A 13,364-nucleotide genomic window follows, 5' to 3' on the forward strand; every position below is an offset into this window, starting at 1 on the left:
CTTACCGGCTGTCCTGATCCTCGGCACTGCCACCGGTTGCCCCTGCGCCGCTGCCGGTAGCCTCGCCAGTGCTGCTCGAGCCACCGGTGCTGCCGTCGGCCGCGTCGGCGTTGCTGCCGGTATCACTGCTGTCGTTACCCTTGCTGCCGCCAGGGCTGTTGACGCTGCTGCCGTCGCCGGCGGTCTCGCCCTGTGTGGCGGGGGCCTTGTGGTCGGAGTGATTGGTGTCGGTTGCGGCGAAGCTGGCACTGGAAGCCAGCCCCAGGGCGAGGAAGAAAAACAGCGGGCGCATGTGAGCCATGGTGAATCTCCTACGAGGATGATCGTCCTTCGTTCGGCTGCGCGCAGAGGGCAGGGTGCCCGTCGAGCGACGGGCGGTCGTGGGGATGCCCTGCAGCCCCACGTGCGCACTTGGATCAGGCAGGCTCGGAGCGCGCGAGCGCGGCGCTTTCACCCGTAACGGCATCGACGATCGGCGGATGATCCTGCGCGGCGTGGATCAGTTCCTCGGTCATGCGCAACTCGGCGCCGGTTGGCGAGAAGGTCGCGGTAGGCGCGAAGGGGGCCGGATGCTCGGGCGCCGGGCGCTTGCCACGCCGCCAGACGAAGAAGCTGACCATTGCCAGGTTGATCACGGCGAAGGCCCAGAACAGCCCGGCCTCGCCATAGGAGGTCATCACCGGCGAGATCGCCAGCGGGCTCATCGCCGAACCGAGCGAGTTGATCAGCAGCAGGCCCTGGATCATCGGCACCAGCGCATCCATCGGCGCGCGGTCGGCGGCATGGCTGACCGCCACCGGATACACCGCGAACACGCCACCGCCCAGCAGGAACAATACCGCTGGCAGCCACGCCGAGGTGGAGGGCAACAGCAGGATGACCAACGACAGCACGACGCACAGCGTACCCAGGGCGATCAACACATCCTGGCGATCCTTGCGGTCGGACCAGCGCCCGACCGGGTACTGCAGCAGCATCGCGCCCAGGATCACCCAGGCCATCATGCGCCCGACTTCACCGACATCCAGGCCAATACGCTGCAGGTACAGCGGCAGCAGCGCATATACCGCAGCAATCGCCACACCCGAACCAAAGCAGCCGACCAGGCCGCTCGGCGTCACGCCCAGCAATTGTCGCGGCTTGAGCGGCTCGACCTGCTCCAGCAACGGCGATACACGCGGCAGGATCACGATCGGCAGCACCGACAGTGCCGCCAGCATGCCCGCAACGGTGAACGGCGCACTGGCGCCCAGGCTCACCAGCTCGCCGAGCATCGCCTGGCCCAGCACGCCCGCGCCGTAGAGCGCGATCATGTACAGGGCCAGCAGGCGTCCACGAATCTTCGCGTCACCGGCCAGCAGCAGCCAGCTTTCGATCACCAGGAACACGCCGACCGTGGCCCAGCCGTTGAGCAGGCGCAGGGCGAACCAGCCCCAGGTGTCGACGAACAGACCCTGCAACAGAATGGTTGCAGCAATCAGCGAAGCGAAACTGCTGTAGGCACGGATGTGGCCAATGCGCAGGATCAGCCGGTCGTTGAAGATGGCGCCGAGGGTGAGCCCGATGAAGAAGCCCGACGAGACGATACCGATCATCGTTGCCGATTCGCCGGCTTCGCCGAGGCGCAGGGTGGTCAGGGAATACAACAGGCCATTGCCCAGGGCAATGATGAACAGCCCGAGCAGGGGTGCCAGCGCCATCGCCAGCAAACGCGGAGACATACGTACCTCAAGTGATCGATCAGCGAATGAACCTCTTCGACCACACGTGTCTGACCGGACCTCGAAGGAGTGGGGCTGCACGTAAGTGCCAGGGCGGGGATGCGACCAGGGCAAGACTCAACCGCAGACTCGGGGCACGAGATCGGGCGGGGTCGGTTGAGCCTGTTGCACATGCGCGATGTGGCTGAGGCACGGACGTTGTCATTGCTGCCGGTAGCCACCGTACGAGGCGACTGGGCGAAAAGGCGCGGCATTCTACGCCCGCGCCCCATCACTTGCCAAAGCCCTTGAGGTGCGACAGGAGGCCGCACCCTCTGCTGAATCAGGACGAAGGTTTGGCCGCTGTGTCCTGGCCGCTGTTGCTGTTGACCTGGGCGTCTTGTTGGGCGGCCTTGGCGGCTTCGCGCTTGGCCACCATGTCGTTGCTCTGCTGCTGTTGCAGGGCCCAGCGGGCATGGTGTTCCTGCAGGCGCTCGGCGCCGCCCTCGGCGAAGGCGGAGGTTACGGCGGTGGCGGCCAGCAGGGCCAGGGCATAGCGCAGGGATTTCATGGTTTGACTCTCCATCGTAGTTTGATTCTTCAAGGGCCTTGCAGGAGCGGCCGATGGAGAGAGGATGGAGGGCCAGGATTTTCTCAGGATTAACAACAATCAGATGTTCGACCGTTGGTCGCCTTGGTTTTGCGGTTTATTCGGTTGCCAGGCAAGCGATGGCCGCGGACCTGGTAACCGAATGGCCTCAGTGTTTCGGCAAGTCCCGCGTGCGCAGTTTTTCCGGCAAGGCGAACAACAACAGCACCGCTGTCACCAGGCTCGTGGCAGCGATCAGATACAGCGCAGGCGTGGTGCTGCCCGACAGATCGCGAATACGCCCCACCAGTACCGGGCTGACGATCCCGCCCAACTGCCCGAGTGTATTGATCAGCGCGATGCCACCGGCAGCCCCGGCGCCAGCGCCAGCCAGCAACTTCGGCGGCAGCGCCCAGAAGCTCGGAATGGCCGCCACCACACCGGCACCCAGCAGACCGAGGGAGACGATCAACAACGGCGTGTGGTCATCGAACAGTCCGGCGCACAGGAATCCCAGGGCACCGAGGCTGATCAACCCGGCGGTAAACCAGCGCCGCTCGCCGGTCGCATCCGACCACCGGCCACACACCACCATGGTGATTGCCCCGCAGACATAGGGCACAGCCGTCAGCAGGCCAATCATCGACGGGTTCTCCGTCCCTGCGCTGCGGATCAGCTGAGGTGCCCAGAAGTTCAGGCCGTAGGAGGCGATCTGAATCAGGAAGTAGATCAACCCGAGCATCAGGAAACCGGGGATGCGGATCGCCTGCAGCAACGAACCCTTTCCATGAGCGGCCTGCGCCGGCTCGATGCGTGAGCGCAGCAACTGTTTTTCCTTGTCGCTGAGCCAGCCGGCGTCCTCGATGCGGTCCTTGAGCTGGGTCAGCACCAGCAAGCCAAGCGCTACGCAGGGCAGGCCGCCCAGCAGAAACAGCCAGTGCCAGCCGCGCATCTGCATGACCCCGTCAAGATGACCGAGCACCAGGCCCGAGAACGGCGCGCCGAACAGCCCGGCGAAGGCCGAAGCGAGGAACAGCAGCGAGGTGATGCGGCCACGGAAATGCTGCGGGAACCACAGCGTCAGGTAGTACAGCACGCCGGGCGCGAAACCGGCTTCCATGGCGCCGATGATGAAGCGCAGGGCATAGAACTGCCATTCGCTGGTGACGAACACCATGGCGGCGGTGGCCAGGCCCCACGAAATCATGATCCGCGCGATCCAGCGGCGGGCACCGACCTTGTACAGCATCAGGTTGCTTGGCACCTCGAACAATACGTAGCCCACCACGAACAGGCTCGCCCCCAGGCCGTAGGCGGTGTCGCTGAAACCGAGGTCGGTCTGCAACTGGAACTTGGCGAAACTGATGTTGATGCGGTCGAAGAAGGCGAACAGATAACACACCATGATCAACGGCATGAGGCGCCAGGCGACCTTGCGGACCAGGGCTTTTTCGCTGTCGGCGCCATCGGTGGCACCCAGCGGCAGGGCGGAAAGGGTCATTGATGTTCTCCAGTCGGGCCGCCCTGTGGGCGGCCTTGTTGTTCTTGTTGTCTGGCGGGGCCACGGCCCCTTGGGTGTAGCGAAGAATCAGGCGGGCAAACCGGCCGGCAGTGGGTGCAGGTCGCAATTGCGTCCGGCTTTGACCAGTTGCCCCGGCACCTCGTGGCCGAGCAGCGCAGGCAGGCTGCGCGACATCTTCAGCAGGCCGTCGAGGTCGATGCTGGTAGGGATGCCCGTCTCGATGCACAGGTTGACCAGGTCCTCGCTGCAGATGTTGCCCGATGCTCCCGGCGCGAACGGGCAGCCGCCCAGCCCGCCGAGCGCGGCATCGAAGCGCCGCGCACCGGCTTCGTAGGCGGCCAGCACATTGCACAGGCCCAGCCCACGGGTGTTGTGAAAGTGCAACGTGAGCATCGATGCCGGCAGGCGCTCCAGGCTGCGCCGCACCAGGCGCGCGACCTGACGCGGATTGGCCATGCCAGTGGTATCGGCCAGGGTCACACCCTGCACACCCAGCTCCAGGTAGGCGTCGAGCAGGCGCAGCACCAGGTCTTCCTCGACGGCGCCTTCGAACGGGCAACCGAACGCAGTGGCGACACTGGCGTTGAGACTCACCGCCCGACCTTGCACGGCCTGGACGATATCGCCAAAGCCTGCCAGCGACTGTTCGCGGCGCATGCGCATGTTGGCCAGGTTGTGCGACTGGCTGGCCGACAGCACCAGGTTCAGCTCGTCGGCGCCGGCAGCCAGTGCGCGCTCGGCGCCTTTGAGGTTGGGGATCAGGGCGACGTAGATCACACCCGGCTGACGCTGGATGCCACGGAAGACTTCATCACCATCGCGCAGTGCCGGAATGGCCTTGGGCGAAACGAACGAGCCCGCTTCGATGCGGCTGAAACCCAGCTTCGACAAGCCATCGATCAGGCGGACCTTGTCTTCGGTCGGCACCCAGGTCGGTTCGATCTGCAGGCCGTCACGCGGGGCAACCTCCTGCACCACCAGCAGGTCTGCGTTGTTGTCGATCATTGCACCACCCCCTTGGCCCGCAGGCCGATGATCTCATCGGGGCCCAAGCCCAGCCCAGCCAACAGTGCATCGGTGTGTTCGCCCAGCGCCGGGCCCTGCCAATCGACGCGACCGGGCGTATCCGAAAGCTTCGGCACGATACCCGGCATGCGCAGCGGAGTGCCGTCGGGCAGTTGGCTGTCCAGCAGCATGTCGCGGGCCTGGTAGTGCGGGTCGTTGACGATGTCGGCAACCGAATAGATGCGCCCGGCCGGGACCTCGGCGGCTTCCAGCGTGGCCAGTACCTGGTCGATCGGGTGGCGGCGAGTCCAGGCCTCGATCGCGTCGTCGAGCTGTGCCGATTGCGCGGCGCGACCATCGTTATGGGCAAAGGCCTCGGCCTCGCCCAGGTCTGGTCGGCCGATGGCCTGCATCAGGCGGCGGAAGATCGGGTCGCTGTTGCCGGCGATCACCACGAACGCGCCGTCGGCGGTGCGGTAGGTGTTCGACGGCGCGATGCCGGGCAGGGCGCCACCGCTGCGTTCGCGGACATGCCCCAGCAGGTCGTACTCCGGCACCAGGCTTTCCATCAGGTTGAACACGCTTTCCACCAGCGATACATCGACCACCTGACCGACACCGCCGTTGGCACGCACATTGAACAGCGAGAGCAGGGCACCCATCACCGCGTGCAACGAGGCCAGCGAGTCACCCAGGCTGACGCCTGCCCGCGCCGGTGCCGAACCCTGTTCGCCGGTGGTGTAGCGAATACCGCCCATGGCCTCGCCGATCGCACCGAAGCCTGGCCGGTCGCGATACGGGCCGCTCTGACCATAGCCGGAGATCCGCACCAGGGTCAGGCGTGGATTGAGCGCATGCAGTACGTCCCAGCCCAGGCCGAGCTTTTCCAGCGCGCCGGGGCGCAGGTTCTCGATCAGCACGTCGGTGTCGGCCAGCAGGCGCTTGACGATGGCAAGGCCTTCAGCGGCCTTCAGGTCGAGGGCCAGCGACTTCTTGTTGCGTGACTGCAGGTACCACCACAGCGAGGTGCCGTCGTGCAGCTTTCGCCACTTGCGAAGCGGGTCGCCCTGGCCCAGGGCCTCGATCTTGATGACTTCGGCGCCGAACTCACCGAGCAGGCGAGCGGCGAAGGGGGCGGCGATCAGCGTGCCTATTTCCAGGACCCTGATGCCTTGTAGCGGGGCAGGCATGGTGCGTACCTCTTTGTTCTTGGACTTTGAGGTAGAGGCTACGACTGGCGCCGGGAACGCACCAATCCTGTGTCGGCAACAACCGTTCGCCAAATGCGAAGGGTAGGGGCACACGCCTCAGTTGCCAGGCTCAGCCGCGCGCAAATGCTCGAACAGCAAGCGGCTCACCGGCGACAGCGACTCAAGGTCCCGCGCCACCAGCAGCAACTCACGCTCGGCCCAGTCGTCGCTCAGCGCCACCGCACGCAACCCCAGCGCACCGCCAAACAGCTCGAAGGCCTTGCGTGGCAGGATCCCCACGCCCATGTCAGCCTGCACCATGCGGCACACTGCATCGAAACTGGGGACATGAATACGCAGGCGCAAAACCCGCCCGGCGCGCCGAGCGGCCTCGTGGGTACGCATGTTGATGGAGCTCGCCGAGTGCAGGCCGACAAAGTCGTTGTCCAGGGTTTCGGCGAAGTCCACCTGCGCCTGGTCTGCCAATGGATGCCCTTCACGCACCACCAGCACCAACTGGTCGCGTCTGTAGCGCACCTTGAGCAGGTCGCGGGTGTCGCTGTCGCTGGAGCAGATACCCAGGTCTGCAACGCCATCGAGCAACCCCTGGATCACGCCATTGCTGGGGCGTTCCTCAAGGTCCACCTTGATCCGTTCGTGTTCTGCGGCGAACAGCGCCAGGTCCTCGGGCAGAAACTGGATGATCGCCGACAGGTTGGCAAGCATGCGCACGTAGCCGCGCACCCCCTGCAAGTGCTCGCCCAGTTCCAGGCCGATCTTCTCGAGGTTGAACAGCATGCGCCGGGCGTGGTGCAGCAGGGTTTCCCCGGCCGGGGTCAGGCTCATGCCACGGGCCTGGCGGGCGAACAGCGGCGAGCCGAGCGCTGCCTCCAGCTCGTTGAGGCGCTTGCTTGCCGCCGACAATGCGATCGCCTCGCGCGCGGCGGCACGGGTCAGGCTACCTTCCTCGTGGATGGCGACGAACAACTGCAAGGTCACCAGGTCAAGACGACGGATGAGGTTGTTCAATTGCATGGTCAGGCGCCCTTACTTGCCCGCTGAAGCCGTGCGCGAGCGCAGCAGCGTCGCCAGCCCCGCGGTCAGCACCACCGCCAGCCCCACGGCGAGCAGGAAGGTCAGGGCGATACCCAGGTGCGGCAGCAGCGCGCCAAGGCTCAGGTAGAAGGCAATCACCCCGACGGCGCCGATGGCGTTGCCACGGATCATCCCGGCCATGGAGAAGCGCCCGCCCTGTACATGGGAGAACACCACCAGCGGCCAGGCGATCACCGGAATCGGCGCGAGCATGCCGCTGACGGCAGGCCCCAGCCAGCTCGCCGCGCCTGTGGTGAGCATCAGCAGGCCGGTGGCGGCGACCATGCGCATGGGGATTTCCCACCAGCGCGCCTTGATCTGCGCAAGCTGCGCCGGGCGCGGCTCGCGGGCCGTGGCCCAGACCAGCAGCACCACCAGGCACAAGGCGACAACGATCGATACCGGCAGATTGCCCCAATGGGTCAGTACATAGGCCGCCACGCCGTACAGCGCGAGCGACACCAATGCCGTGAGCGCCACGCCAAGCCTGCGGCTGGCGAACAGGTAGCAGGCATAGCTGGCCTGGACCGCCGCCAGCCCGCCGAGTGCGCCCGGTATGGCGTTCAGGGAGAAGGCGGAGCCTTGTTCCAGGCACAGGAAGATCATGACCAGCGCCGAGGTGATCGGCATGCCGGAGAGCAAGCCGCCGAGCAATCCTCCCCAGCGCCGCGAGGCGAGGGAGACGGCCCACATAAGAAGGGGAGTGACAACGAGCTTGAGGTAGAAGAGCGTCATGACGGCAGGCGGTCCGGTTGTTCTTGTCTGGCCGCAGGGCTGAGCCTGCGGCCGCGACATTGTCGATCATCCTCTGCGCCAATGACACTGCTTTGTTTCAGCGACTGGCGTCGAGCACTACCCGGTAGCGCGCCTTGCCGCTGCGCAGGTGGTCGATCGCCGCGTTGACCTGGCTCATCGCAAACTGCTCGACCTGGGGAACGATCTGGTGGCGGGCGCAGAACTCGAGCATTTTCGCCATCGCCGCCGGGGAACCGACCGGCGAGGCGGACAGGCTTTTCTGCTGGAGCATGAGGTTGAACACATGCACCGGGATCGCCCCGGGCACCACACCGACGAAGTTCACCCGACCGCGGGTACCGAGGGTGCCGATCATGGCGGTCCAGTCCAGGTCGGCATTGGCCGTCACCAGGAGAAAGTCGAGGGTGCCGGCGATACCCTTGAGCGCCCGGCTGTCGGTGGAGGCCACCACCTTGTGCGCGCCCAGGCGCCTCGCTTCATCCTGCTTGTTCAAGGATGAGGTGAACGCGGTCACTTCGCAGCCCCAGGCATTGAGAAACTTCAGCGCCAGGTGCCCCAGCCCGCCGATGCCGACCACCCCGACGCGATCGGTGGGTTTGACACCGAATGACAGCAGCGGGTTGAACACCGTCGAACCGGCACAGAACAAGGGGCCGACAAGGGCAGGGTCGAGGCCGTCCGGCAGTGGGATGGCCCAGGCCCAGTGCGCTCGCAGGCGGTCGGCGAAACCGCCGTTGCTGCCGATGATCGTCGGCCGGGCCGAACCACACAGGTTGTGCGAGCCTTCCATGCACGGCGCGCAGTGCATGCAACTGCCTTTGTACCAACCGATCCCGACCCGCTGTCCAACTTGCAGCCCCTTCACTCGATCACCAACCTGTTCGATGCGCCCGACTACCTCGTGGCCAGGAATGAACGGGTACTGGGTCAGCCCCCATTCGTTGTCGATCATCGATTGGTCGGAGTGGCAGACGCCGCAGTACTCGACCACGACCTGCACCTCGTCAGCGGCCAACGGGCCCGGGTCATAGCTGTGCCGCTGCAGCGGCGCTCCCGGCGCGGTGGCGGCCCAGCCGCTGAATGACGGGGTTTGGGTGGGATTGCTCATGGGACACCTCCAGGGGCTTGGCGAGTGTTTTCGAAGCCTGGAAAGTGTAGTGCAGGGGCAGAGAAGCTACAGCGGCCCACTTCAATCCTGAAATCACTATCGCCATTTACAAAAATATATAGCGAGTAGTGATGGAGGGACGACCCCGCTTCAAGCCCGGCCTGCACGCCGGGTTCCACACAGCGGAACCACATTCGATTGTCGCCGCCGCGCGGTCAGGTTTATCTGGCAGCACCTGCGGCCTGCCTCTCGTGCCGCAATCCCCGAGCGAATAACAAAAGCGGGACTGCAACCCGCGCGAGGAGATGCCCGATGACCACATCCAAACACCCGCACATCCTGGCCTGGCTCGCTGACGTTGCCGGCGAGCTTCAGGCACTGCGCCAGGATATCCATGCCCACCCTGAACTGGGCTTCGAGGAGAATCGCACTTCGTCGCTGGTCGCCCAGACCCTGCGCGATTGGGGCTACGAGGTCCACACCGGGATTGGCCGCACCGGCGTGGTCGGTGTGCTGCGCAACGGCAGCAGCACGCGCCGCCTGGGGCTGCGCGCCGACATGGATGCGTTGCCGATCGTCGAGGCCACGGGCGCGGCCTACAGCAGCCGACACCCGGGTTGCATGCATGCCTGCGGACACGACGGTCATACCGTGATGCTGCTCGGCGCTGCTCGCTACCTGGCGGCGACCCGGCGTTTCGACGGCACCCTGACACTGATCTTTCAGCCGGCCGAGGAGGGGCAGGGCGGGGCCGAGGCGATGCTCGCCGATGGCCTGCTCGAGCGCTTCCCCTGCGATGCGCTGTTCGGCATGCACAACATGCCGGGGCTGGCCGCCGGGCACCTGGGCTTTCGCGAAGGACCGATGATGGCTTCCCAGGATCTGCTGACCGTCACCCTGGAGGGCGTCGGTGGTCATGGTTCGATGCCTCACCTGACCGTCGACCCACTGGTTGCGGCCGCCAGTGTGGTGATGGCGCTGCAGACCGTGGTGGCGCGCAACATCGATGCCCAGGAAGCGGCAGTGGTTACCGTCGGTGCGCTGCAGGCTGGCGAGGCGGCCAACGTCATTCCGCAGCAGGCCTTGTTGCGCCTGAGCCTGCGTGCGCTCGATGGCGAGGTCAGGCGTCTGACCCTGGAGCGCGTGCAGGCGATCATCCACGCCCAGGCCGAGAGCTTTGGCTGCCGCGTGAACATCGAGCACCGGCCTGCCTACCCGGTGCTGATCAACCATGCCGCGGAAAACGCCTTCGCCCGCCAGGTCGGTATCGAGCTGCTCGGAGAAGCCGCCGTCGATGGCAATACCCGCAAGCTGATGGGCAGCGAAGATTTTGCCTGGATGCTGCAACGCTGCCCCGGTGCCTACCTGTTCATCGGCAACGGCGTGGATCGGCCGATGGTGCACAACCCCGCCTACGACTTCAACGACGACATCCTGCTGACCGGGGCCGCCTACTGGAGCGCGCTCACCGAGCGCTGGCTCGCCCCGGCCTGAGCGCTTCTTCATTGACTGCCGCTGGAGCCCGCATCCCTGCGGGCGTTCCTCACATCTGGTTTCTGGAGAACTTCCCATGCACGCTACGAACGCAGGCGCATCACGCACCCAGCAAGTGGTCGCGGCCGTCATCGGCAATGCGCTGGAATGGTATGACTTCATCGTGTACGGCTTTCTGGCCAGCATCGTCGCTCGTCAGTTCTTTCCCTCCGACGATGACTACGCCTCGCTGCTGATGGCCCTGGCGACCTTCGGCGTCGGTTTCTTCATGCGCCCGGTGGGTGGCGTGTTGCTGGGCATGTATGCCGACCGCAAAGGACGCAAGGCCGCCATGCAACTGATCATTCGCCTGATGACCCTGTCCATTGCGATGATCGCCTTCGCCCCCAACTACCTGGCCATCGGCATGGGCGCTCCTATGCTCATCGTGGTCGCGCGTATGCTGCAGGGCTTTGCCACGGGGGGCGAATACGCCAGCGCCACGGCATTTCTGGTGGAGAGCGCGCCGGCGCACCGCAAGGGGCTCTATGGCTCCTGGCAACTGGTCGGGCAATGCCTGGCGGTGTTCTCCGGGGCGTCGATGGTCGCGCTGGTCACCCACGTGTGTTCACCCGAGGCGCTGGACGCGTGGGGCTGGCGAATTCCCTTCGTGTTCGGGTTGCTGATCGGGCCGGTGGGGTTGTGGATTCGCAAGCACATGCAGGAGCCCGAGGAGTTTCTCGAGGCGCGCAAGCAAGCCAAGGACCAGGCCCCGAGCCTGTGGCAGGTGCTGCGCACGCATCGTCGGGCGCTGTTGGTGTCCATGGGCCTGGCCAGTGGCGCGACCGTTTCCTTCTATGTGGTGCTGGTGAACATGCCGACTTTCGCCCACAAGAGCCTGGGGTTGCCACTGGACCAGGTGCTGTTGGTGCAGATGCTCGCGGTGGGCCTGATGACGGTGGTGATTCCGTTCTCCGGCGCGCTGTCCGACCGTATTGGCCGCCGACCGGTGCTGATGGCCTTCACCCTGGGCTTTTTCCTGATGGTCTACCCGTTGCACCTGTGGGTCGCCGCGGCACCTTCGGTAGAGCGCCTGCTGGTGATGCAACTGGCCCTGTGCAGCATGATCGGCGGCTTCTACGGGCCGGCACCCACGGCGCTGGCCGAGCAATTCCCCGTCGCCGTCCGCTCAACGGGAGTGTCGGTGGCGTATAACGTGGCAGTAATGCTGTTCGGCGGTTTCGCGCCGCTGATCGTCACCTGGCTGACCAAAGTCTTGAACACGCCTGTGGCGCCGTCGTTCTACGTACTGTTCGCCTGCGTGCTGACACTGCTGGGCACCTATTGTCTGAAAGAAGCTGTGCGGCCACGCGCACCGGCCGTCATTGAACTTGGAGTAAAACCGTGAAACCGCTAGATCTCGACCCTGTCGTCGCGCTGGATGCCAGCGAGCTGTCCCGGGCGATCCATGCTCGCCAGGTTTCCTGCCGTGAGGTGATGCAGGCCTACCTTGCGCACATCGAGCGGTTCAATCCGCAGGTCAACGCCCTGGTTTCATTGCGGCCGGCACAGCAACTGCTCGAGGAGGCCGACGCGCGCGACCGCGAGCTCGACCGTGGCCAGTCCTGCGGCTGGATGCATGGCATGCCCCAGGCAATCAAGGACCTGGCCGCCACTGCTGGCCTGCGCACCACCTTGGGCTCGCCGCTGTTCGCCGAGCAGGTGCCGCAGCAGGACGCCATCAGCGTGGAGCGGGTTCGGCGCAGCGGCGCGATCATCCTCGGCAAGAGCAACGTGCCGGAGTTCGGCCTCGGTTCGCAGACCTACAACACGCTGTTCGGCACCACCACCAACGCCTACGACCCCAGCCGGGTGGCCGGCGGCAGCAGCGGCGGGGCGGCGGCCGCATTGGCCATGCGCTTGCTGCCAGTGGCTGACGGCAGCGACATGATGGGCTCGTTGCGCAACCCGGCGGCGTTCAACAATGTGTTCGGCTTGCGCCCGTCCCAGGGCCGCGTGCCCCATGGCCCGGCGCCTGAGGTGTTCGTCCAGCAACTTGCCACCGAAGGCCCGATGGGGCGCAGCGTTGCCGACCTCGCGCGATTGCTGGCGGTACAGGCGGGTTACGACGCGCGGGCACCGTTGTCGATCAACGAAGGTGCTCAGGACTTCGCCGCCGATTTGCAGCAGGACTTCAACGATGTGCGGATCGGCTGGCTGGGTGACTACAACGGTTACCTGCCCATGGACGATGGCGTGCTGAGCCTGTGCGAAAGCGCACTGAGCGAATTCGAGAGCCTGGGGTGCAAGGTCGAGACCTGTCAGCCGGACTATCCGCTGGAGCGCCTGTGGCAATGCTGGCTGACCCATCGCCACTTCCTGGTGCACGGTAACCTCGCAGCCGCCTACGCCGACCCACATCGGCGCGCATTACTCAAGCCCGAGGCGCAATGGGAAGTCGAGGGCGGCCTGCGTTTGAGCGCCGCTGCGCTCTATGAGGCATCGCTGGCGCGCAGCGACTGGTACCGGGCGATGGCAGGGTTGTTCGAGCGTTACGACTTCCTGCTGCTGCCCTCAGCCCAGGTGTTTCCTTTCGATGCACAACAACCCTGGCCGCAGGTCGTGGGCGGGCGGACGATGGACACCTATCACCGCTGGATGGAGGTGGTGATCGGCCCGACCCTGGCCGGCCTGCCGAGTATCAGCGTACCGGTCGGCTTCAATGCCCAGGGCCTGCCGATGGGGCTGCAGATCATCGGCCCGGCCCAGGCGGACCGCGAAGTGTTGCGCCTGGCCTATGCCCACGAGCAACTGACCCGCTGGGTCGAGCGCTGTCCGCCGCCGAGCCTGCTGGCGCGCTGAAGCCCTTGCAGGCGCGTATCTTGCTGGGCAATGTGACGACCTTGGTGCAGAAACGGAGGCGAAC

12 protein-coding genes are annotated in these 13,364 nt (G+C 65.5%); 3 read left to right on the plus strand and 9 right to left on the minus strand.

Annotated features, from left to right (window positions below; genetic code table 11):
* Nucleotide 1: 1 nt before the first annotated feature.
* The 9 genes from F6X62_RS12065 to F6X62_RS12105 form a co-directional block, all read right to left on the minus strand.
* Entirely contained in the window at nt 2–301 is a 300-nt protein-coding gene (locus tag F6X62_RS12065; RefSeq protein ID WP_054891405.1) for a hypothetical protein, read from the minus strand.
* Nucleotides 302–416: 115 nt separating this feature from the next.
* Nucleotides 417–1,721 (minus strand): MFS transporter, encoded by a 1,305-nt coding sequence (locus tag F6X62_RS12070; RefSeq protein ID WP_153773630.1) that lies wholly within the window; start codon nt 1,719–1,721, stop codon nt 417–419.
* A 322-nt stretch (nt 1,722–2,043) separates the two neighbouring features.
* Nucleotides 2,044–2,271: a hypothetical protein gene (locus tag F6X62_RS12075; protein WP_153773631.1), complete on the minus strand. Its 228-nt coding sequence runs from the start codon at nt 2,269–2,271 to the stop codon at nt 2,044–2,046.
* A gap of 187 nt (nt 2,272–2,458) precedes the next feature.
* Nucleotides 2,459–3,790: an MFS transporter gene (locus F6X62_RS12080; RefSeq protein WP_063544884.1), complete on the minus strand. Its 1,332-nt coding sequence runs from the start codon at nt 3,788–3,790 to the stop codon at nt 2,459–2,461.
* Nucleotides 3,791–3,877: 87 nt separating this feature from the next.
* Nucleotides 3,878–4,816, minus strand: a complete 939-nt coding sequence (locus F6X62_RS12085) for a hydroxymethylglutaryl-CoA lyase (RefSeq protein ID WP_063544885.1) — start codon at nt 4,814–4,816, stop codon at nt 3,878–3,880.
* Nucleotides 4,813–6,006 (minus strand): CaiB/BaiF CoA-transferase family protein, encoded by a 1,194-nt coding sequence (locus F6X62_RS12090; RefSeq protein ID WP_153773632.1) that lies wholly within the window; start codon nt 6,004–6,006, stop codon nt 4,813–4,815. The genes F6X62_RS12085 and F6X62_RS12090 overlap by 4 nt, the downstream gene beginning before the upstream one ends.
* A gap of 117 nt (nt 6,007–6,123) precedes the next feature.
* Nucleotides 6,124–7,041 carry a LysR family transcriptional regulator gene (locus tag F6X62_RS12095; RefSeq protein ID WP_153773633.1) on the minus strand — a complete coding sequence of 306 codons (918 nt, stop codon included), beginning with the start codon at nt 7,039–7,041 and terminating at the stop codon, nt 6,124–6,126.
* 12 nt (nt 7,042–7,053) lie between these two features.
* Nucleotides 7,054–7,836, minus strand: coding sequence for a hypothetical protein (locus F6X62_RS12100; RefSeq protein WP_153773634.1), 783 nt, complete (start codon nt 7,834–7,836; stop codon nt 7,054–7,056).
* Nucleotides 7,837–7,933: 97 nt separating this feature from the next.
* The gene (locus F6X62_RS12105) at nt 7,934–8,965 is read right to left on the minus strand and encodes an NAD(P)-dependent alcohol dehydrogenase (protein ID WP_153773635.1); all 1,032 of its coding nucleotides are present in this window, start codon (nt 8,963–8,965) and stop codon (nt 7,934–7,936) included.
* A 312-nt stretch (nt 8,966–9,277) separates the two neighbouring features.
* Between F6X62_RS12105 and F6X62_RS12110 the strand changes: the two genes are divergently transcribed.
* From F6X62_RS12110 to F6X62_RS12120, 3 genes are all read left to right on the plus strand, one after another.
* Nucleotides 9,278–10,459 (plus strand): M20 aminoacylase family protein, encoded by a 1,182-nt coding sequence (locus F6X62_RS12110; protein ID WP_153773636.1) that lies wholly within the window; start codon nt 9,278–9,280, stop codon nt 10,457–10,459.
* 76 nt (nt 10,460–10,535) lie between these two features.
* Nucleotides 10,536–11,846, plus strand: a complete 1,311-nt coding sequence (locus F6X62_RS12115) for a citrate-proton symporter (RefSeq protein WP_153773637.1) — start codon at nt 10,536–10,538, stop codon at nt 11,844–11,846.
* A complete protein-coding gene (locus F6X62_RS12120; RefSeq protein ID WP_153773638.1) occupies nt 11,843–13,300 on the plus strand; it encodes an amidase in 1,458 nt (485 codons plus the stop codon). Before F6X62_RS12115 ends, F6X62_RS12120 begins: the two co-directional genes overlap by 4 nt.
* The last annotated feature ends 64 nt before the right edge of the window (nt 13,301–13,364 follow it).

It is taken from the genome of Pseudomonas sp. MNR3A (assembly GCF_009650575.1).
GTDB classification, from domain to species: Bacteria; Pseudomonadota; Gammaproteobacteria; order Pseudomonadales; family Pseudomonadaceae; genus Aquipseudomonas; species Aquipseudomonas machongensis.

Excerpts from the sequence above, each read along its gene's own strand:
- F6X62_RS12085 (WP_063544885.1), bottom strand. The coding sequence starts at position 4,816 with ATGATCGACAACAACGCAGACCTGCTGGTGGTGCAGGAGGTTGCCCCG.
- F6X62_RS12090 (WP_153773632.1), bottom strand. The coding sequence starts at position 6,006 with ATGCCTGCCCCGCTACAAGGCATCAGGGTCCTGGAAATAGGCACGCTG.
- F6X62_RS12095 (WP_153773633.1), bottom strand. The coding sequence starts at position 7,041 with ATGCAATTGAACAACCTCATCCGTCGTCTTGACCTGGTGACCTTGCAG.
- F6X62_RS12080 (WP_063544884.1), bottom strand. The coding sequence starts at position 3,790 with ATGACCCTTTCCGCCCTGCCGCTGGGTGCCACCGATGGCGCCGACAGC.
- F6X62_RS12115 (WP_153773637.1), top strand. The coding sequence starts at position 10,536 with ATGCACGCTACGAACGCAGGCGCATCACGCACCCAGCAAGTGGTCGCG.
- F6X62_RS12070 (WP_153773630.1), bottom strand. The coding sequence starts at position 1,721 with ATGTCTCCGCGTTTGCTGGCGATGGCGCTGGCACCCCTGCTCGGGCTG.
- F6X62_RS12075 (WP_153773631.1), bottom strand. The coding sequence starts at position 2,271 with ATGAAATCCCTGCGCTATGCCCTGGCCCTGCTGGCCGCCACCGCCGTA.
- F6X62_RS12100 (WP_153773634.1), bottom strand. The coding sequence starts at position 7,836 with ATGACGCTCTTCTACCTCAAGCTCGTTGTCACTCCCCTTCTTATGTGG.
- F6X62_RS12065 (WP_054891405.1), bottom strand. The coding sequence starts at position 301 with ATGGCTCACATGCGCCCGCTGTTTTTCTTCCTCGCCCTGGGGCTGGCT.
- F6X62_RS12105 (WP_153773635.1), bottom strand. The coding sequence starts at position 8,965 with ATGAGCAATCCCACCCAAACCCCGTCATTCAGCGGCTGGGCCGCCACC.
- F6X62_RS12110 (WP_153773636.1), top strand. The coding sequence starts at position 9,278 with ATGACCACATCCAAACACCCGCACATCCTGGCCTGGCTCGCTGACGTT.